Below are 20,242 nucleotides of genomic sequence, written 5' to 3' on the forward strand. Positions count from 1 at the left end.
ATTCTGAAGCGGACGATCAGGCGAGGGTGCCCTCTTCCTTCTCCTTGTCCTTGCACTTCTCGCAGTCGCCGGCGATGGCAGGATCTTCCTTCTTGTCCTTGTCCTTGCACTTCTCGCAATCGGCGAGGGTGCCTTCTTCCTTTTCCTTGTCCTTGCACTTCTCGCAGTCACCGGCGATGGCAGGATCTTCCTTCTTGTCCTTATCCTTGCACTTCTCGCAATCGGCGAGGGTGCCTTCTTCCTTTTCCTTGTCCTTGCACTTCTCGCAGTCACCAGCGATGGCAGGGTCTTCTTCCTTGTCCTTACCCTTGCACTTCTCGCAGTCGGCGAGGGTGGTCTCTTCCTTCTTGTCCTTGTCCTTGCACTTTTCGCAGTCACCGGCGAAGGCAAGCGGGGCGCAACAGAAGAGCGCGACAAACGAGCTGAGTAGCAGTTTCATGGATGCTGTGGTGGGTTGATGTGGAATCGGTGGCCGTTCGGCCTTGTTTGAGAACCCGACAAGGCCGGTTTTGTTCCCGGGAAATTGTCGTTTTGCTGGAAATCTTTCAAAATCCCCGGAATCAGCTCAAATCCCCGGCCGTCACCGAGGTTTGTTCGCGCGAGCCGAGGGCCAGGGCCTGCCGCCGGACGCTCTCCGGCGTGGCATCAAACCGGTAGCTGTGGCAGTTCGGGCAGAGGACGACGCCGCTGCCGACGATCGAGTCGCATCCCTCGCAAACCTTGTAGGCAGCGGGGTTGGCGGCAATCCGGGCGGCTTTCGCCTCGCGGGAATCGGGATCCGGGGTTGGGGTGGACATGGGGTTACAAAAAACAGAAGCGGCACCGGTGCCCGGAGCCGCTTCAGGATTTCAAAACCGTCCGGTAGCGGAAGTTCAGGCGATGGTGGCAAGGGCCTTGGCGGCCTTGCTCTTCAGGTTGGCCGCCTTGTTCTTGTGAATGAGGCCCTTCTTGGCGGCCTTGTCCACAGCGGAGGAGAACTCGGCAAGCGATTGACCGGCGGCCGGCTTGTCAGCAGCGGCAACGGCGGCGAGGGTCTTCTTGCGGAGCGTCTTGATGGTCAGCTTGCGGGCGCGATTGCGCTCGGTGCGGACCTTGGTCTGGCGGACGCGCTTGAGGGCGGACTTGTGATTGGCCATTTTCGGAAAAAAGTTCAGACGGACGGTTCAGGCGCGATCCGGGTCGCGCGGGGGCGGCAATGTAGGAATCAAAGCGCCCCCGTCAAGCTTGTATCTCGGGTGGGACTCACCTTTGTGCCACACCGAGCGATTGCTCGCTCGAGTGCTTGCTCACGTATTCTTGGCCAGCCGAGGTATCGACCAGCGGTCCGCGCATCACGCGAACCTCCGCTCCCTCGCCTACCCGTTCGTAAAGATCCACCACATCCTTCATTCCCATCCGGATGCAGCCGTAGGACGCCGGGGTGCCCAGCCGCCATTCTTCAGGGGTGCCGTGGATGTAGACGCAACGCCCGTAAGTGTTGCGATTGTAATCCTCGGTCCCGTTCAGCCACATGATGCGGCTGACGATCGCGTCGCGACCGGGGGCATTCGGCTTCACGATCTCACCGGTCGCCCGGCGGCTCTTGAAAACCATGCCCGTCGGGGCGCCCTCGCCGATCTTGCGGGCGATTTCCATCCTCCCGAGCGGCGTGCGGTTGCTGTTACGTTCCGAGCCGATGCCGAACTTGGACGTGGAGACCTTGTAGGATTTAACCGGTTTGCCGTCGTGGACGAGCAGCAATCGCTGATCCGTCACACTGACGATCATTTGGTTACGACTGTCCTTATTGGCACTCCCGCAGCTATTCAGCAGCAGAGCAGCGGGAAGGGACAATACAAGAGGTAGGGCGGAACGGAGATTTCGCCAGATCATGGGTGCTTCTAGTTTTCCTTGGAGTTATCGGCAGTGGAGTCCAAGGCGACGCGACCGGAGGGCAGCAAGCGTGCCAATGACGATAGCGAAGTGTAGAAGAAACCGACGGGGAAGGGAAGTAGAAGAATTGCGGATGCCAGGCGGCCCTTCATCGCCGCCTCGACCACCACGAACAGGAAGAAGAAGCCGAACAGCAGCTCGATCACCGGCGTGAGGGTCTTCATCGCCTTGTAGCTGCTCTTCTTCCAGTCGCTCTTGGCCTTCTGGCCGATGCCGTACTTGGGCGTGCGGACGAATCCGGTCTGGTGATTGAAAATAGCCTCAAGCACCGCCTTGGCATTGTTGATCGACATCCCGATGCCGAGCGCGAGCAGCAGCGGCAGGTAAGGCAGCTCCTTCCACCAGGCACCCGGGCGCAGGGCGCGCTGGGCGGTGATGTAGAAGACCACCACCGAGACGGAGGCGAAGAAGAAGATCGGGACATTGACGATGTAGGTCGTCCACGCGCCGAAATCCGGAGCCGCCTGCTGATTCGGGTAAATCAGGAAGCACAGGCAGATCAGCATCAGGTAGGCGAAGTTCGAGGTCAGGTGCGCCGTGGCCTCCATCTTGATGTAGAGCGGAACCTTGGCCTTCCAGATCGCTGGCAGGACCTTCTTGCACACCTGAATCGAGCCCTTGGTCCAGCGGTGCTGCTGGCTCTTGAAGCCGTCCATGTCCACCGGCAGCTCGGCCGGGGTTTCCACGTCATTGAGGAAAATGAAGCGCCAGCCCTTCAGCTGGGCGCGGTAGCTGAGGTCCATGTCCTCGGTGAGCGTGTCGTGCTCCCAGCCACCGGCGTCGGCGATGCAGCCCTTCCGCCAGATACCGGCGGTGCCGTTGAAGGTGAAGAAGCGGCCGCTGCGGTTGCGGGCGGTCTGCTCCAGTTCCAGGTGACCGTCCAGGAACATTGCCTGCACGCGGGTCAGCACGTTGAAGGTCCGGTTGAGGTGACCCCAGCGGGTCTGGATCATGCCGATCTTCTCGTCGGTGAAATAGTGCACCGTCTTCTGGAGCACGTCCGCGTTCGGGACGAAGTCGGCATCCAGGATGAAAAGCAGCTCGCCCTTGGCGAATTGGGTGCCGTGCTCGAGCGCACCGGCCTTGTAGCCCGTGCGGTCGGTGCGGTGGATCATTTCCGCGTCGAAGCCCTGGGCCCGGAGGCGCTCCACGCCGAGACGGCAGATTTCCGTGGTCTCGTCGGTCGAGTCGTCCAGCACCTGGATCTGCAGCTTGTCCTGCGGGTAATCCAGCTTCGAGACGGAATCGAGCAGGCGGTCCACCACGTGCATCTCATTGAAAACCGGCAGCTGGATGGTCACCAGCGGCAGTTCCTGAAACAGCTCCTTGGGCTCAGGCTTTTTCCAAGCATGCCGGGCATACAAGTAAACGATGCACAGGCGGTGAAAGCCGTAGCCGGCAAGGCCGACCAGCACGAGGATGTAGGAAGCGTACCAAAGAGGAGAAGAGAGGTCCATGTGGCTCGGGTATTGGGTAAAGCGCGGCGGTGCCAAGCGCTTGAAATAGAGGCATTCCGGGCAGGCCGGAGGCCAACATGGCCGCCCGGACAAGTCAAGCCGGGAAGTCGCCAACCTCGTTTGATTTCCGGCGCCGCATTGCCGGTTGCGGGAAATACGGTCCGATGGCAGCATTTCTTCCGTGATCCTTTCCCGCCCGTCGTTTGCTGCCGCTCTCGGAGCCATCATGGCCTGCCTGCCGGCGACCGCCCAAGAAGGGGGAAAGCCGGACATCCCGGCTGACCTCCTGGAAGACGCCCATGTCCGCGAGGAACTCGCCATCAACGAGTTCACCGCGCCATCCATCGCCAAGATTTTCGAATCCCTGGAGGCTCTCGCGCCGCTGCCGATCCTGAAATTCCAGCGCGAAACCCCGACCAATACCCCTCTCGATCGCGCCGATCTCGCCGTCGAACTCGGGTTCCTGATCGCCGACGGTTTCCTCGTCGTCCAGGCCGGCGAACTCGGCAAGGTCGAGAAGCTCGCCGCCGACCTGACCCGCTACGGCAAGGCCCTCGGTGCCGGCGAGCGCGTGAACCGCCACGCTGCCAGCCTGCTGGAAAGCGCCCGCAAGCAGGAGGTCGCCCAGCTGAAGAAGGAACTCTCCGCCACCCAGAAGGACGTCGAGCTGGAGCTCGTGACCCTTCGCGATGCCGATCTCGCCCACCTCATCTCGATGGGTGGCTGGATCCGCGCCCTTCAGGTTTCCTCCTCCGCGGTGGAAAACCAGTTCAGCGAGGAGCGCGCCAAGTTCGTCATGCGCGAGGACATCGCCGACTACTACTCGGCGGTCGTTGGCGGCCTGAATCCGCGGATCTCGGAACGCCCGAGCTTCTTGGAAATGCGTGATCTTTTCGCCGGCCTGCGCACGGAAATGACGCTCCCCGAGGGTGAAAAGGTCACCCAGCCGAAGATCGCCGAAATCACCAAGCAGGCGGCCAAGCTCGCCGAGCTCGCCCTCAAGCGCGACGAAGGACAATGAGTTTCGAAACCATTGCCGTTCTCGGCCTCGGCATCATCGGCTCCCGCGTCGCCGGGCATCTCGCAAAAGCGGGCCCGGTGAAAACCTGGAACCGCACCCCGAAAGGCCTCCCGAACGAGGCCGCCAGCGTGGAAGAAGCAATCGCCGACGCTGGTCTGGTGGTCCTCTTCCTGAAAGACGCCGTCGCCACGCGGGAAGTCGCCGCCCGGATTTTCGCCGCGCCACCGCGCGAGCGCGTGTTGGTGAATCACGCCACCATCGACCTCGCCACCACCCGCTGGCTGGCCGACGAGTGCGCCGCCCGTGGCATCGGCTTCCTTGATGCCCCCTTCACCGGCAGCCGTGAAGCCGCCGCCGCAGGCGCACTGGTCTACTATGCCGGCGGCCCGGACGAACTGATCGACCGCGTCGAACCGGTGCTCCTTCGCTCCGGCAAAACGGTCCTCCGCTGCGGTGCCGCGGGCACGGCCACCATCATGAAGCTGGTCACCAATCTGATCTCCGCCTGCACGGTCCAAGCCTTGGCGGAATCACTGGCCACCGCCACCAGTCACGGCATCACCCCCGAGGCCCTGACCCACGCCGTCTCGCTCAATGCCTGCGGCTCGGTGCTCGCGAACATGAAACTCCCCACCATGGCCAAGGGCGAGTTCGACACCCACTTCTCGCTCTCCAACATGCTCAAGGACAGCCGCTACGTCCTCGAGCTCGCTGGCGAAGCCGGGCTGGAAACCCCGGCCATCCGCGCCGTTTCCCAGCGCATGCAGGAACTCTGCGACCAGGGCCTCGCCGACCGCGATTACTCGGCCTTAGCCGCTCCTTACGTCCAGTCCCAGCCGTGAAGTTCCGCAGCCTCGCCCCGGAAACGCGCTGCCTGCTCGCCTTCCGCGGGCCCGATGCCGAGCGCTACCTCAACGGCCAAGTCTCCCAGGACGTCCGCAACCTCGGCGAAACCGCCCTGCCCGCCTGCGTCACCGATGCCAAGGGCAAGCTCCAGGCCTTCGTCCACGTCTTCCGCGGAGCCGACGGCTCGCCATGGGTCGAAGGCCCCGCCGAACAGCGCGAGGAACTCGAAGCCCGCCTCGGCCGCTACCTCATCGCCGACGACGCCGAAATCCACGACATCTCGGACGAGTGGCAGCTCGTCCACGTGGTCGACACCATCGACGCCCCATCCTTCGACGGCGGCATCGTCCGCCACGCCCGCCGCATCGGCCCCGATGGTTTCGACCTCTGGCTCCCCACCGGCTCGCTCCCGGAACTGGAAATCATCACCGAAGGCGAAGCCGAAACCCGCCGCATCCAGTCCCGCCTCCCGAAATGGGGTGCCGAGCTCACCCCCGGCATGCTCCCCCCCGAAGCCGGCCTCGATAAGACCTCCATCTGCTACCACAAGGGCTGCTACATCGGCCAAGAGGTCCTCTCCCGCCTCAAGACCGTCGGCAAGGTGAACCGCCGCCTCGCCGCCCTGTTAGTCGAGCCCGACACCACGCCCGGCTCCCCCTTGGAACTCGATGGCAAGCCCGCCGGCAAGCTCACCAGCATCGCCCCCTGGCCCAACGAAAGCGGCCTCCACACCGCCCTCGGCTACCTCGAAAAATCCGCCTTCGAAGCCGGCGAGCTCACCCTCCCCGACCACGGCACCGCTCGCGTCCTCGGCTTCGTCTAACGCGAAGCGCCTAAGGGGTGTCGACGTCCCGTCGACACGTCAACGCTATGCTCCCCAATGCCTCTTCAAGGGACGCCGCCTCACAGCCTGTCTTGTTCCCGCCGCCCCCTCATCCAAGGGGATGATGCGCTGCTTCGGCGAGCCTCCCAATCGACAGGAAGATCAGTGACCTCCGCCAATGTCGAATCGAGCTTTAGTAAGTCGTCTTTGGAAATCACATGCGGCTTCATTCCACTCACGTCCCCGCCATCCATGAACTGCCAGCCTCCGTGCCCCTCCTCATGAATGACCAAAAGAACACTCTTGGATCCCGAGGCCACTGCGTCGGTTGTGATGGCAAGCGGGCAACGTGGGTCTGACCAATCCATGGGTTTAATTTCTTCTACATCCTAACACGCCAGAAAAGGAACGCGAGCCACAGCAAAAGAAAGAGGAGAATGAGGAACCAGTGGGCTACGGAAATCGTAGGCCCATTAAAGGGCGTCTCCAATTTCACAAATCGCGGGAACCAAGGCCCACCAAGGCCGAAATCATCTGAGGAAAATTCGAAGCCTCGCGGATGAATCACGTAGTTGCTCCCCCAGAACAAGCTCACCTCTCCCTCGACCTGCAGAAGGTCGATCTCGCGCGTGCCGTCTCCTGATGCCCAAAGGACACAGTCCAGATGTCCCATCGACCGCACCCAAGCCCACCCCATGAACACCAGGACCAGGATCCCAAGCCAAAAGGATTTCCACTTATGGAGCGGGCGCGGCGTCATGAGCTTCGGTTAGAATACGCTGTCGCCTCCCCCACCACACGAGAAAGGCCGACCATGGGACGGCAAAAAGAAGCATGATAAACCAATGGGCAACCCGATAGCACGTTGTCATCCCCCATCCCTGTCCCCAGTCCCAACGAGTGACTTTGAAAGGTGGAGAAGGATCCTCGCCTGAGGTCTGGATCGAGAAGAAGCCCGTGCCCATGGTTCTGTCGTTCATAACGAGCGAAACGCCGCCCAACCCTTGGGAGATCATTCCAGGACCGGTGGTCCGGGTCGAGAAGCCGAAACCTTCAACACGGGAATTGGACCGCCCCCAAGCCCATCCCATGAACACCAGGACCAGGATCCCAAGCCAAAAGGATTTCCACTTATGGAGCGGGCGCGGCGTCATGGATTTTTTAGCCTCCTTTGCCGTCTCCAGCACCAAACGAGAAAGACGGACCAAGGAATGAAGAAGAGAAGAACTAGCAGCCAGTAAGGAACATGCACCCGGTAAATGGGGAAGGGGTCGGGTGCCCGGACCTCGAACACGGGTGAAGGAAACCAGGACGCGCCCACAATCGGATCCCGGTAGTGATCCATAACCCTCCATCTCCCCCACGTCGCCACCTGATCCACCTTCGAGAAAGTCACCGACGCCTCGCCGGACCACGTGCCCATAGGCCGCCCTGCGATGCAAATGGAGATCCCCGTCTCGTGCCGCATGGAATCCGCCCATGCAACGAGCAGAAATCCCAAAGTCAGAAGCCCGAACCAAAACCGCAGGGACTTGTAAACGGGCCGCATCGCTACGCTTGAATCGCAATCAGCCAGTCGAAGCAACCTCGCAGGCAATCCCAGGAACGATCAAAGAAAAAGGGCCGCGGTCTCCCGCGGCCCCTCTGTGAAATTCTTCCGGCTAAGCCCGGCTCAATACTGGTAGTTCAGGTAGAAATTGAACTGGCCACCGTTGTCCGCCTTTTCATCCGGGCTGTTGAGCGGCAGCGCGTAGTCGAGCGCGATCGGCACCGGGCTGATCGGCAGCTTCAGGCGCACGCCGAAACCGAAGTCGGTATACAGGTCGCTCGGGCTCGGATCCCAGGCACCATCGTTGACGAAGCCCATGTCGTAGAAGACCGCGGCGCGGACGTTGTCAATGATCGGCACGGTGTATTCCGTCGACAGGAAGCCGAGCGACTTACCACCGAGCACGTCGCCAGTGACAATATCACGGGGACCCACGTCGCGGAACTCGAAGCCGCGCAGCGTGCGGCCACCACCGAGGAACAAGCGGTCGAAGATCGGCACCTCGCCGCTCGTGGCATCCACGAAGGCAAGTTCACCGTTGAGCGAGAGGATCGAATCCCAGGCGAGGTTCCAGTATTTCTGGCCTTGGAGGGACAGCGAGTAGATGTCCACGTCGCCGCCAAGCGCGGTGCCAGCGATCTGCAGGCCGATGTCGAACTTCTCGCCGGAGCGGGTTTCGATCACCGCGTCGCGGCTGTCGTAGACGTAGTTCAAACCGAGCGCGCTGCGAATGTAGCTGCCGTCTTCGTCGAGCAGCGACGGACGCGGGTAAGGATTGGCCGCGCTGACCGGGAAGGTCGGGTTGTTGGTGAGCCAAGCATTCGTGAGCGTGCGCACCGAGCCTTCGACATCCACAGAGACGTTCTCAAGGCGGTATTCCAGCTTGAGCGAGGACTTCTCACCGAGCGGCTTGCGGACGAAGACGGAAGCACCGGCGTTGGTCTGGTTGTAGAAGTCGGAGTAGTACTGCGAGTCCTTGTAGAACAGTTCCGTGCCCAGCGAGAGCTGGCGGTCCATGAACCACGGCTCGACCAGCGAGACGCTGAAGTCGGTGCGCTCGGAACCGAGGCGCAGGTTCATGCCGAAGCGCTGGCCACCACCGGTGAAGGACCAGGGATTCTTGATGTCGAAGTTGGTCTGCTCCAGGTTGACGAAGCCGACGATGCTGTCGATCGAGCTGAAGCCGATACCCGCGCTGACCGAACCGGTGCGGCGCTCTTCCACCAGCACGTCGATGTCGCGGTAGCCGCCACGGCCGTCGTTGGAGTCCACGTCGACCTTGCTGAAATACTGCAGGTTCTCAAGGCGGGCCTTGGCGGTGTCGAGTTCCACCGAGTTGAACCAGTCGCCCGGCTTGAGCGGCATTTCACGGCGGATCACCTTGTCCTGGGTCTTGGTGTTGCCGCCGATGTTGATGCGGCCGACACGGTAGCGGGAACCTTCGGTGATGCGGTAGACGATGTTGACTTGATTCGGACCGGCATCGCGGATGTCCGGGACCACGGACGCGTCAGCGTAGCCACGGGAGCCGTAGTAGCTGCGGATCATCTTCATGTCGTCCCGCATCTTCTTCGAGGAGTAGCCGTCGCCGCCATTGAGCGAGAGCGCCGGGTAGAGTTCCTCGGGCTTGAAGACCGTCATGTGGCCGAAGCCGACACCGGCCACGGTGTACTTGGCACCTTCATTGATCTGGATCACCAGGTCGACGCGGCCGTCACCCACCGAATCCCGGCGGACGGTTCCAGTCACGCGCAGGTAACCGCGGGTGCGATAGTAATCGAGCACCGACTCAAGGTCGCTATCCAGCTGGTCCACTTCGAAGCGGCCGGACTTGCTGATCCACGAGAACCAGCCCTTTTCCTTCACCTTCATCTGCTTGCGCAGGGTGCGGCTGTCGTAAACGGTGTTTCCTTCGAAGCGGATGTCGCGGACCTCGTTCTTGCCGCCCTCCTCGATGATGAAAATCAGGTCTTCACCGGTGCCGGACTCGCTCGGCTGGGTGCGGTGGGTGATATTGACGTCCGGGTAGCCGTAGCCGCGGTAGTAGGTTTCCAGGTTCCGACGTGCCGTCAGGATCGCATCGTCGCTGAGCGCCCCGCCCACCTTGAGCTTGGTCTCCTTGGCCAGCTTGGCGTCGGTGAACACGGTGTTGCCCGCGAAACCGACCGCCACGATCGTGCCACGGGTGGTCACTTCGAAAATCACCTTCACCGACTCGCCGGACGGCTCCGCCAGCACGCGCACGTCATTCACCAGGCCGGACTCGTAGAGCGACTTGATGTCCTTATCGATCTTCTCGCTGCGGTAGCCCTCGCCCGAATGGGTGGAGATGTGGCTGCGCAGGCGCGATTCATCGATGTTTGCCTGGCTGGCATAGTGAATCGCCACCTCCGAGACGTTCTTGCCTTCGATATCCTGCGCCTTCGCCGGAGTGGCGGCAAAGCCGAGGAAGAGAAGCGCCGCCACGAAAACCCGGCGGGCAAGCGAGGCGAGGCCCCGGTTAGTTAGGAGGGGTTGAATATCCATGTGTGTCGGCTAACGGAATGCATGGAACCTTTTAAGGGCAGGGGGCGTCAAGGACCATGTCTCAAAGTGGCCCCCTAACGACCGCACCTTCGCTTTGACAAGGAACGGACGGCCCCCTTAGCTTCCCGCCCCCGGCGAGTCCGGACCCACCTTTTCCTGTCATGAACATCACCGTTGAAAAGCAGCCGAACTGCCTCGCCACGCTGCGCGTCCAAGTCCCCTCGGAAACCGTGCAGTCCGAACGTGCCAAGATCGTCTCGGGCTACACCGCCCAGGCACGCATCCCCGGCTTCCGCCCCGGCAAGGCTCCGAAGAACGTCATCGAGAAGAAATTCTCCACCGCCATCGTCGAGGAGCTCGATGACCGCCTGGTCCGCCAAGCCTATGACGAAGCGCTCCGCAAGGAAGCCCTCAAGGTCCTGAACTTCGGCATCCCGCAGAACCTCTCCCACAACGAGGACGGCACCATCACTTTCAACGCCACCCTCACCCTCGCCCCGGAAGTCGCCCTGCCGAACTACAAGGGCATTCCGGTGAAAGCCCCGTCCACCGAAGTCACCGACGCGGAAATCGACGCCCAGCTCGATGGCCTCCGCGAGCGCTTCGCCGACTATTCGGACATCGAAGGCCGCGCCGCCGACAATGGCGACCTCGCCGTGATCGATTTCACCTCCACCCTCGAAGGCAAGCCCCTCGAGGAAGCGCTCGGCAAGTCCGCCGGCTACCTCGGCGGTCGCGAAGGCTTCTGGCTCAAGCTGGACGAAAACAGCTTCCTCCCCGGTTTCGCCGCCCAGGTCACCGGCCTCAGCGTTGGCGACACCAAGGACATCGCCCTCACCATCCCTGAGGATTTCCCGCTTTCCGACCTCCGCACCAAGGAAGTCGTCTTCCACGTCGCGCTGAAGGGCCTCAAGCAGGCCGTGCTCCCAGAGCTGGATGACGAGTTCGCCGCCAAGATCACCGGCGGTCGGAGCCTCGAGGAACTCCGCGGCCTCGCCAAGCAGCAGATCGAAGTCGAGAAGCGCCGCCGCATCGACGACTACAAGGTCAACCAGATCGTCGAGCACTTCAATTCAATCGTCGATTTCGACCTTCCGAACGACCTGCTCCGCCACGAGACCCAAGGCCAGGCCGACGCCCTCGTCGAGCGCGGCATGAAGTCCGGCATGACCCAGGAAGAGATCGAGGCCCAGCAGGGCGAGATTATCGCCACCGCCGGCGACCAGGCCCGCACGAATCTCAAGACCAACTTCATCCTGCAGGAAATCGCCCGCACCGAAGGAATCGCGGTCAGCGACCAGGAGCTGGTGAATCACCTCGCCATGATCGCCCAACAGCGGAAGGAGAACCCGAAGAAGTTCATCAAGGAACTGCAACGCGGCGGCCGCATCCCCGGCATCCGCAACTCGATGCTGGTGGGCAAGGCCATTGACTTCGTGCTGGAGCACGCCACCGTCGAGGAAGTTCAAGATGAACCAACTTCCAATGAGTGATTTCCCGAACGTGATCCGCTCCGGCGGAGCACCGCAGAACAGTTACTACGTCCCCGTGGTCGTCGAACAGGACGGCCGCGGCGAACGCTCCTTCGACATCTACTCGCGGCTTCTCAAGGACCGCATCATTTTCATCGGCACCGCCATCGACGACTTCGTCGCGAACTCGGTGATCGCCCAGCTTCTCTTCCTGCAAATGCAGGATCCGAAGAAGGACATCCACATCTACATCAACAGCCCCGGCGGCTCCGTGACCGCCGGCCTCGCGATGTATGACACGATGCAGTTCATGACCTGCGACGTGAACACCTACTGCATCGGCATCGCTGCCTCGATGGGGTCGGTGCTTCTCACCGCGGGCACCAAGGGCAAGCGCTTCTGCCTGCCGAATTCCCACGTCATGATCCACCAGGTCTCCGGTGGCGCCCAGGGTACCGCCCTCGACGTCGAGCGGACCTTCGGCTTCATGATCAACTTGAACAACCGCCTGCACGGGATCCTCGCCAAGCATAGCGGCAAGACGCTCGAGCAGCTCAAGAAGGATTCCGAGCGGGACAACTACATGACCGGCGAAGAGGCCGTGGCCTACGGCCTGGTCGACAAGGTCCTGGAAAACCGCAAGCAGCTTCCGGACGTCGTGGCGGCACTGGCTGACACGAATGACGGAAAAAAGGACGACGCCTGACGTCTTTTCAGCTAAGTTCAGGCGTCGGGCTTTTCGGCCCGGCGCCTGCTGCTTTTTTAACCCGGCACCCCTATGGCAAGAGCTTCCAATCTCACGATGTGTTCCTTCTGTGGCAAAAGCCACTCGGAGGTCAAAAAGCTGATCGCCGGCCCGGGCGTGTACATTTGCAACGAATGCGTCGAGGTCTGCTCGAACATCCTCGACAAGGAACTCGCCGAGGGTTCTGCCAAGTCCTCCAAGAACCGCCGCAACCAGCAGAACAACAAGCGTCTCCCCTCGCCCGCCGAGCTGCGTGCCCGCCTCGATGAGTTCGTCATCGGTCAGGAGCACGCGAAGAAGGTGCTCTCCGTCGCGGTCTACAATCACTACCAGCGCCTGCGCCAGGACCAGCCGAACCTCGGCGAGGAATTCGCCGGCGTGGAAATCGAGAAGTCGAATGTCCTGCTGCTCGGCCCCACCGGCTCCGGCAAGACCCTGCTCGCCCGCACCCTCGCGCGCCTGCTGGATGTCCCTTTCTGCATCGTCGACGCCACCACCCTCACCGAAGCCGGCTACGTTGGCGAGGACGTGGAAAACATCATCCTGCGCCTGCTCCAGGCGTCCGACTTCGATGTCGAGCGCGCCGAGCGCGGCATCATCTACGTCGACGAAATCGACAAGATCGGCCGCAAGACCGAGAACGTTTCGATCACCCGCGACGTCTCCGGTGAAGGCGTCCAACAGGCTCTCCTCAAGATCCTCGAAGGCACGGTCTGCAACGTCCCGCCGCAAGGTGGCCGCAAGCACCCGCAGCAGGAGTACATCCAGGTCAATACCGAGAAGATCCTCTTCATCTGCGGCGGTGCCTTCGTCGGCTTGGAGGACATGATCCAGCGCCGCCTCGGCCGCAGCACCCTCGGCTTCCATGGCACCGTGCCAGACGTGAAGTCCTCCACCGGCAACGTGCTCGACCTGACCGAGCCGGAAGACCTCCTGCACTTCGGCCTCATCCCCGAATTCATCGGCCGCCTGCCCGTCATCTCCGCACTCCGCAAGCTCACCGAGGACGAGCTCATCTCCATCCTTACCGAGCCGAAGAACGCACTGGTGAAGCAGTACGGCAAGCAGCTCGCCCTCAACAGCGTGAAGCTCCGCGTCACCCGCGACGCCCTCCGCGCCCTCGCCGAGGAAGCCGTCCGCCGCGGCACCGGCGCCCGCGCCCTGCGCTCCATCTTCGAACGCCTCATGCTCGATGTGATGTACGAAGTCCCCTCCAAGGGCGACATCGAAGCCATCACCATCAACCGCCCCGTCGTCCTCGGCGAACGCCCCCCCCTCATGCGCCGCAAACGCGCCGACAAGGACGCCGCCTGAGCAACCAGCCCTCTTCAGCACCAAAGGTGCGGCAATGTGAAAGCCCGGGGTAAGCGCCAGCGCAGCCCCGGGTTTCTTGCATCACCTGAAGGCACCCTGAAAGGGGGTTATGGAGCAGGAACGACACCGCGCTCTGCATCCCCTCAATCACGGCCCGGCCAAGAGCACTGGGAGCGCGGAATTCATTCCGCTCGAATGGTCCCCTGAGCCGGCTTCACAACCTGCGCCGTCGCCGCCCCATTCCGCCCGATCAGCGGATCACTCATCCCCGGCTCTCCATTCTCAACCCGGCCTGCATAGCGCCGCGAGAAACCCTCCGCACCATTCGCGGTCACCACCAGATCATACCATCGGAAGCTACCCGCGAGATCGATCGACAACATCTGCCGCTCTCCCGGAGCCAGTCGCCTCGTCACGGCTTTGACCCCATAGGCTTGGTCCGCGATGACTAGCTCCACCGCCTCCGAGCCCGTGTTAGCCAATTGGAAAACCAAGCTCCCACCTGAGTAGCGGCACGCCACCTCCACCGCAGGATCATCCACTCCACCGATATATTCCCGGTAAAAGCCATTCGGCCCATACGTCCGGAGATGGTAGCGCCCGCCCTCAAACGACGCGAGCGGCCACGAATAGGAGAGCCGCCCCTTGCTCACCACCGTGAACGACCAACGCCTCACTTCTTCCAACGGCGCAGGCGCATCGGTGTAGCTCGCAGCATCGTCCACATAATAACCTCCCGGCGCATACACGTGATACGGAGCACCGGCATTCGCCGCTTCAAAGATGATATCGAAACGCGATGCCTCGCGATTCAACCGTCCCTCCGCATGCAATTCATATGGCAGCGCACATGACGGACGCATCCCCGGCTCCTGCCTCGGCAAGTGCGCATTCGAGAGCGGATTCGCAATCACATCCTGAATCTCCGCATCGCTCAGCTCCTTGAACCCGCTCGGCGACTCCATGAAGCGAGCCCGATGGATCTGCTCCACGAAGGGATCACGCTGCACCGGCATCGGATGAACATCAGGCTCACCATCATGCGGACGGAACGCGGACGTTAGATCACCACAGACCACTCGCCGCCACGGCCCGATGTTCGTCTCACGCACCGCCTTCCCCGTCTTCTTCGCGAGAAAGACCTCCAGGAACTGCAGCACCGACGTGTGATCAAACACCTGCGAACACACCTGCCCGCCACGGCTCCACGGCGACGCGATCACCATCGGAACGCGATAGCCCAGGCCAAGCGGATTTCCCCGCCCATCGAACTCAAGCCGCGTATCCACCTCCGGCGATGCCGCCCCACTGCCCGGCAAATCCGGATGCGGCGCCACGAACGGAGGCACGTGGTCGAAGTAGCCGTCATTCTCGTCGTAGGTGAGAATGAAAATCGTCTTCTTCCACACCTCCGGATTCTTCGTGAGAATGTCCAAGACCTCCGAAACGTACCACGCCCCATACCACGGTGCGCTGGGGTGATCCGAGAAGTTCTCCGGAGCTACCAGCCATGACACCGCCGGCAGCTTGCCCGTGTTCACGTCCTGCCGGAACTGGAACAGCACATCGCCCTCCGGCACATGAATCTCGCGGTCCTCCTCTCCCTCGCGATAAGCAAGCGTCGCGAGGTTCCGGTAGCCGATGCTCCCCGTGTTCGTCGTGAAAGCCTTCCGGTGCAGGTTCTGCTCACGCTGCGGCAAGTTCGCGAAGTTCTCCGGTGAGCATCGCTCCAGCTCCGCTGCCAACGCATCGATCTTCCGCTGGATCCCCTCCCTTCGCGTCACGTCTTCTTCCGGCGCGATTCCCTCCGCCGGCGGCTGCTCAAGCTGAAGCTCCAGCGCCGCCAGCCTCTCCTTCAGAAACGCCAGCCGCGGCGAGGAAAACTCCACGTGATACTGCGTGAAGTATTCCATCGGGTTGTCTCCGTAGTTCGCCAGCCAAGCCGCAGCTTCCGGGGAAAGCCCGGACGCCTGATCCAGCTCGTTCTGATAGATCGCCCACGAGATCCCATGCTCCTCCAGCCGCTCCGGAAAGGTCGTCCAGTCGGCATACGAATCGTGATCGATCTCGCTGTTGTTCAGCCGCGCCCTCGATGACGAATCCCGCGGATCACGGCTGGTGCCGGTCCAGAGATAAAGGCGGTTGGGCGTCGTGCAGGTCTGCAACGCACAAAAGTGCTGGTCACAGATCGTGAATGCATCCGCAAACGCATGATAGAACGGGATGTCCCGCCGGTCATAGTAACCGAGCGTCAACGGCATCTCCCCGTATCCATGACCGGACTGCTTCACCTTCAGCCAGTGGTCGTGCTTGCCCTTGTTGCCCGCTGCCACCTGCGATCCACGGTCGTGGGGAAGGTCGCTCATCCACGTCGCCTTCGTCTCGTGGATCTTCAGACCGAAGGGCACGTAAGTCCGCTCCTGATCGTCCGTCTGCAGCCACACCGGCTTGCCACCGGGAGTAGTGATCGCCCGCGGATCGTCGAAGCCCCGCACCCCCCGCAGGCTGCCGAAGGCATGGTCAAACGAACGGTTCTCCTGCATCAGGATCACCACATGCTCGGCATCGAAAAACGTGCTACCCGGCTCAGGCTCAATCCCCAGCGCCTTGGCGACGGAGGCTGGCAGGGCGGTCAGCGCCCCCAGGCCTCCCGAAAGGAGGCCCGCGCGCTTGAGAAACTCTCGTCGGGAATGCATGGGTTCGGAAAAAAGCGGACAGCCAAATAGCGCAGCGCACCGGGGATGTTTTTCAAGAGCCAGCATTTCTTCGCAAATTGCCAGTCTGCCAACGCAAAGTTCCCGATTCCAAAACGCCAGCAGCCCTCCTAACGTCTCCCCTGTGCGCGCTCTCCTACTGGCCCTGCTGCCCGCTGTCGTTTTCGCGGATCCGGCGACTACCACCCCGCCCGACCCGGACGAGGCCGCCTACCCCGCCATCGAGCGCTTCGTGAAGGTGCTCGAGCAAGTCCGCCAGCGCCACCCCGACGCCGACAAGGTCGCTTACGACCGGCTCGTGAATCACGCGCTGGAAGGCATGCTCTCCAGCCTCGATCCCTTCTCCAGCTTCATTCATCCCGAGATGGCCCGGGCTCTCGAAGCCGACCCGAAACTCGATCCCTTCCTGCCATCGCTAGGCCTCACCCTCGGCGTGCGCGATGACGGCATCTTCGTCTCCAACATCGCCCCCGCCACCCCCGCCTCGCGCGCGGGCCTCATACCCGGCTCCGCGATCCTTGAAGTCGATGGCAATCCCCCTCCTCCGATTGAAGTTCTGCTGCACTCGCTGCACAAGGCCCCCGGCGAAAAGACCAAGCTGAAGGTGAAATCCCTCACCTCGCCGAAACCCATCGAAGTCGAGCTCGTCCACATCGCCGTCGAGGACAAGACCGTGACCGATGCCCGCCTGCTCGACGAAGCCGGCACCGGCTACATCCGCCTCGCCTCCTTCATGGGAAGCTGCGCCCGCGAAATGGAAGCCGCCCTCGACGAACTCGAGGACAAGGGCATGAAGCGCCTCATCCTTGACCTGCGTGGCAATCCCGGCGGCGATCTCCAGCAGACCGTGCAGATCCTCGGCCTCTTCCTTCCACCGAATACCGCCGTCGTCACCACCCAAGGCCGCGGCGGCGTGGTCCAAGGCGAGCCGATGAAGACCCCCGAGCGCCAGCGCCGCAAACGCGAGTATCCCATCAATGTCCTGATCGATCACATGTCGGCCTCCGCCTCCGAGCTGACCGCCGGTTGCCTCCAGGATCTCAAGCGCGCCGTCATCGTCGGCGAGCAAAGCTACGGCAAGGGTTCCGTTCAAAACATCATCCCGATGGGTGGCGGCACCGCGCTCCGCCTCACCATCGCGACCTATCACACACCCTCCGGCAGGACCCCGCACCGCGTCGGCATCACCCCGGATGTGAAGGTGAACTTCACCGACGCCGATCGCGAGAATCTGGCACTCTCCTTCCGCCGCGCCTCGCTGACGGCCGACGAAGCGAAGAAGCTCGAAGGATGGACCGACCCCGGACTGAAGGCGGCGGGAGACGCGAAGTGATTTGACTCACTTCTCATCCGCTCCCACCACCCGCAACTGCGTACAGAGCCACTGCGGCAGATCATCGATCTGATAACCGAGATCGGCATAGTAGGCGGCGAAACCATTGTCCGGCTTGGGGCCACTGGCGGTAATCGGTTGGCCTTCCTTCAGCTCGATCGGCTGTGATTCCCACCGCGCCTTGCGGAAGTCGCGGGTCTCGGAATGGGCATACCACAAGCGGGCCTGCTGGGGCGCGGGGTCGGCCGTGATCGTGAGTTCAAGACTGCCATCAGGACGAGTGCCGTGCTTCCAACTCAGCTTCGGCATCGGCTTGCCGCTGAGCTGATAGCGGATGAAGGAGCAGACATTGTTGATCGAGCGGTCAGGAGTCAGCTTCTTGCCTGCGGCATCCCGCTCGGTCAGGTCGTGGCCAGCGTTCGGAGTGTAGGAGATGTATTTCTCCCCGGGCAGGGCGTCCCAGTAGAGGTTCAGGGCATCGGTGCTCCAATAGGGATCATTGTTCCCCAGTACGATCAACTTCGGCATGGTGAAGCGCTCTCGGTAGGTCCACGGATCCACCATGGTCCACAGGCTATTCGCCCGCGGCGTGTCGGGAATCGGCACCAGGCCACGTTCCGTGTAGGGTGAGATTTCCTCGCTGGTCCCGCCGAGTGACTTCTGCTGGTGGGTGAGCTGCTCACGCATGTTCAGCACGTCGATCACCATCGGTGTGATCGCCATCACGCGGGGATCGCTGGCAGCGGTGAGCCACGTGGTCCAGCCACGCTTCGAGCCACCGCCGACGATGAACTTCTCCACCGGTCCTCCCCACTCCTGCTTGCTGAACTCCTGGAGCGAATCCATCGCCTTCACCACGCTCTTCACCATCGGGAACAGCAACGGCCACGAGGAATCACCGGAATCGAGATAGCGGACAAACGTCTCCGCGATCAGATGGTCTTCCCTCTTGTTCTCAAACAGGGGCTGATTCGGAATGCCGAGCAAGATCGCGACGGGAGCCTTGATCTTGCCCGCAAGGAGAGCTGCATACATCGCCTTTTGCTCGGAAGCGCTTCCGCCTTCATTGAGCAGCAGCATCTTTCCAATCGGCGCATCCGAGGGCCGCACCACCAGCAGATCATGGGTCCACGTGATGCCCTGCCAGACCTGAGAGGTCAGCTTCAGCCGCCAGACCTTGGCACTGCCGAAATCCTTGGAGTCCTCAATTTTCCAACCGGAGCCCGGCTCGTCCTTGGCGATGTAGTTGGCCAAGTCCGCCGGGATCGCCGGCGGCTCCTTGGCGGAAGACAAAACCGGCGCGCCAAGCAGCAGCGCGAGAGGCAGGACAAGCTTTCCAAGCAGACGCATCCACCATGCTAACCGGCCCAGCTAACGGCACAAGTGGCAGATTTCGGGGCGAGGCACCGGATTTGCCGGTGATTCTTTCCTTGGCACCCGGCACGTCTTCCTCGGACCCTCGCGACGTGCTCCTGCTCGCTCTCGAATCTTCCTGCGATGAAACCGCGGTCGCGATTCTGCGTGGCGAGCCAAGGCAGCCCGCGCAAATCCTCGCGTCCGAGATCGCCTCGCAGATCGAGCTGCATCGCCAATATGGTGGCGTGGTCCCCGAAGTCGCCTCGCGCAATCACTCCCTCCATCTTCGTCCTCTCGTTGAGCAAGCCCTGCAGCACGCTGGCGTGTCCATCCACGACATCGATGCCTTCGCCGCGACCTCAGGCCCCGGCCTCGCATCCTCACTCCTCATCGGTGCCACCGCGGCCAAAGCCATGGCCGCCGCCGCGGGCAAGCCCTTCCTCGCTATCAATCACCTCGAAGGACACCTCCTCTCCCCCTTCGTGGAAACCGGCATCGTGCCACCCCATCTCGCGCTGATCGTTTCCGGCGGCCACACACTGCTGTTAGACGTGGCTGCCCCCGGCCGCTACGTGAAGCTCGGCGGCACCCGCGACGATGCCGCCGGCGAGGCCTTCGACAAGGTCGCCAAGATGCTCTGCCTCCCCTACCCCGGCGGCCCGGAGATCGAGAAAACGGCAGCCGGAGGAAACAAGCAGGCCTTCGCCTTCCCGCGCTCGATGATGAAAGAGCCGGGCTTCGACTTCTCCTTCTCCGGTCTCAAGACCGCCGTGCTCTACACCCTCTCCGAGCGCAATCCAGAGACCGGCACCGCATCTCCCGAGGAGCTTCCCGACCTCTGCGCGTCCTTCCAAGAAGCGGTCATCGACGTACTCGTCACGAAAACGATCCGCGCCGCCAAGCATGCCGGTCGCGACATCATCGCCCTCTCCGGTGGCGTCAGCCTGAACAAAACCCTGCGCGCCGCCTTCGAAGCCGCCTGCAAGAAGCACGCCCTCACCCTCGCCACCGCCACGCCGGGCCTCTGCACCGACAACGCGGCGATGATTGCCTTCGCCGCCCTGCTCCGCGCCTTCGAGGGCCACGCCTCTCCGCTCGACGCCGACATTGACCCGAATCTCCCGCTGGTGGCCGCCGGAAACGCCGGATGATCC

At 62.3% G+C, this 20,242-nt stretch carries 16 protein-coding genes; 8 read left to right on the forward strand and 8 right to left on the reverse strand.

From position 1 onward, the window contains the following. Window positions 1–16 precede the first annotated feature (16 nt). The 5 genes from WKV53_RS08625 to WKV53_RS08645 all read right to left on the reverse strand — a co-directional run bounded on the left by WKV53_RS08625 (window position 17) and on the right by WKV53_RS08645 (window position 3,389). Entirely contained in the window at window positions 17–439 is a 423-nt protein-coding gene (locus WKV53_RS08625) for a hypothetical protein (protein ID WP_341404168.1), read from the reverse strand. Window positions 440–560: 121 nt separating this feature from the next. Next, window positions 561–797 carry a hypothetical protein gene (locus WKV53_RS08630; protein ID WP_341404169.1) on the reverse strand — a complete coding sequence of 79 codons (237 nt, stop codon included), beginning with the start codon at window positions 795–797 and terminating at the stop codon, window positions 561–563. Window positions 798–872: 75 nt separating this feature from the next. Further along, complete coding sequence (gene rpsT / locus WKV53_RS08635; RefSeq protein WP_341404170.1) at window positions 873–1,136, reverse strand: 30S ribosomal protein S20; 264 nt, start codon at window positions 1,134–1,136, stop codon at window positions 873–875. A gap of 106 nt (window positions 1,137–1,242) precedes the next feature. Beyond that, a complete protein-coding gene (locus WKV53_RS08640) occupies window positions 1,243–1,833 on the reverse strand; it encodes a L,D-transpeptidase family protein (RefSeq protein ID WP_341404171.1) in 591 nt (196 codons plus the stop codon). Between the two features lie 47 nt (window positions 1,834–1,880). Continuing rightward, on the reverse strand, window positions 1,881–3,389 hold the full coding sequence (locus WKV53_RS08645) for a cellulose synthase family protein (RefSeq protein WP_341404172.1): 1,509 nt from the start codon (window positions 3,387–3,389) through the stop codon (window positions 1,881–1,883). Window positions 3,390–3,570: 181 nt separating this feature from the next. On the opposite strand from WKV53_RS08645, the gene WKV53_RS08650 reads away from it, so the two are divergent. The 3 genes from WKV53_RS08650 to ygfZ are packed head-to-tail and all read left to right on the forward strand — an operon-like array spanning window position 3,571 to window position 6,079. After that, window positions 3,571–4,410: a hypothetical protein gene (locus tag WKV53_RS08650; RefSeq protein WP_341404173.1), complete on the forward strand. Its 840-nt coding sequence runs from the start codon at window positions 3,571–3,573 to the stop codon at window positions 4,408–4,410. Continuing rightward, entirely contained in the window at window positions 4,407–5,252 is an 846-nt protein-coding gene (locus WKV53_RS08655) for an NAD(P)-dependent oxidoreductase (RefSeq protein ID WP_341404174.1), read from the forward strand. Before WKV53_RS08650 ends, WKV53_RS08655 begins: the two co-directional genes overlap by 4 nt. After that, entirely contained in the window at window positions 5,249–6,079 is an 831-nt protein-coding gene (gene ygfZ / locus WKV53_RS08660) for a CAF17-like 4Fe-4S cluster assembly/insertion protein YgfZ (RefSeq protein WP_341404175.1), read from the forward strand. The genes WKV53_RS08655 and ygfZ overlap by 4 nt, the downstream gene beginning before the upstream one ends. 1,672 nt (window positions 6,080–7,751) lie before the next feature. Here ygfZ and bamA read toward each other — a convergent pair. Further along, on the reverse strand, window positions 7,752–10,154 hold the full coding sequence (gene bamA, locus WKV53_RS08665; protein WP_341404176.1) for an outer membrane protein assembly factor BamA: 2,403 nt from the start codon (window positions 10,152–10,154) through the stop codon (window positions 7,752–7,754). A gap of 161 nt (window positions 10,155–10,315) precedes the next feature. On the opposite strand from bamA, the gene tig reads away from it, so the two are divergent. From tig to clpX, 3 genes are all read left to right on the forward strand, one after another. Continuing rightward, on the forward strand, window positions 10,316–11,647 hold the full coding sequence (tig, locus tag WKV53_RS08670) for a trigger factor (RefSeq protein WP_341404177.1): 1,332 nt from the start codon (window positions 10,316–10,318) through the stop codon (window positions 11,645–11,647). After that, window positions 11,640–12,332 (forward strand): ATP-dependent Clp protease proteolytic subunit, encoded by a 693-nt coding sequence (locus tag WKV53_RS08675; protein ID WP_341404178.1) that lies wholly within the window; start codon window positions 11,640–11,642, stop codon window positions 12,330–12,332. Before tig ends, WKV53_RS08675 begins: the two co-directional genes overlap by 8 nt. 72 nt (window positions 12,333–12,404) lie before the next feature. Then, on the forward strand, window positions 12,405–13,685 hold the full coding sequence (gene clpX, locus WKV53_RS08680; protein WP_345789648.1) for an ATP-dependent Clp protease ATP-binding subunit ClpX: 1,281 nt from the start codon (window positions 12,405–12,407) through the stop codon (window positions 13,683–13,685). A gap of 182 nt (window positions 13,686–13,867) precedes the next feature. On the opposite strand, the gene WKV53_RS08685 is transcribed toward clpX, so the two are convergent. Next, the gene (locus tag WKV53_RS08685) at window positions 13,868–16,381 is read right to left on the reverse strand and encodes a phosphocholine-specific phospholipase C (RefSeq protein WP_341404180.1); all 2,514 of its coding nucleotides are present in this window, start codon (window positions 16,379–16,381) and stop codon (window positions 13,868–13,870) included. Window positions 16,382–16,523: 142 nt separating this feature from the next. On the opposite strand from WKV53_RS08685, the gene WKV53_RS08690 reads away from it, so the two are divergent. Beyond that, window positions 16,524–17,732: a S41 family peptidase gene (locus WKV53_RS08690; RefSeq protein ID WP_341404181.1), complete on the forward strand. Its 1,209-nt coding sequence runs from the start codon at window positions 16,524–16,526 to the stop codon at window positions 17,730–17,732. Between the two features lie 6 nt (window positions 17,733–17,738). Here WKV53_RS08690 and WKV53_RS08695 read toward each other — a convergent pair whose 3' ends face one another. Then, window positions 17,739–19,082, reverse strand: a complete 1,344-nt coding sequence (locus WKV53_RS08695; RefSeq protein WP_341404182.1) for a PhoPQ-activated pathogenicity-related family protein — start codon at window positions 19,080–19,082, stop codon at window positions 17,739–17,741. Window positions 19,083–19,198: 116 nt separating this feature from the next. Between WKV53_RS08695 and tsaD the strand changes: the two genes are divergently transcribed. Then, on the forward strand, window positions 19,199–20,239 hold the full coding sequence (gene tsaD, locus WKV53_RS08700) for a tRNA (adenosine(37)-N6)-threonylcarbamoyltransferase complex transferase subunit TsaD (protein WP_341404183.1): 1,041 nt from the start codon (window positions 19,199–19,201) through the stop codon (window positions 20,237–20,239). Window positions 20,240–20,242: the final 3 nt, after the last annotated feature.

The sequence above is a fragment of the Luteolibacter sp. Y139 genome, assembly GCF_038066715.1.
Lineage (GTDB): Bacteria > Verrucomicrobiota > Verrucomicrobiia > Verrucomicrobiales > Akkermansiaceae > Haloferula > Haloferula soli.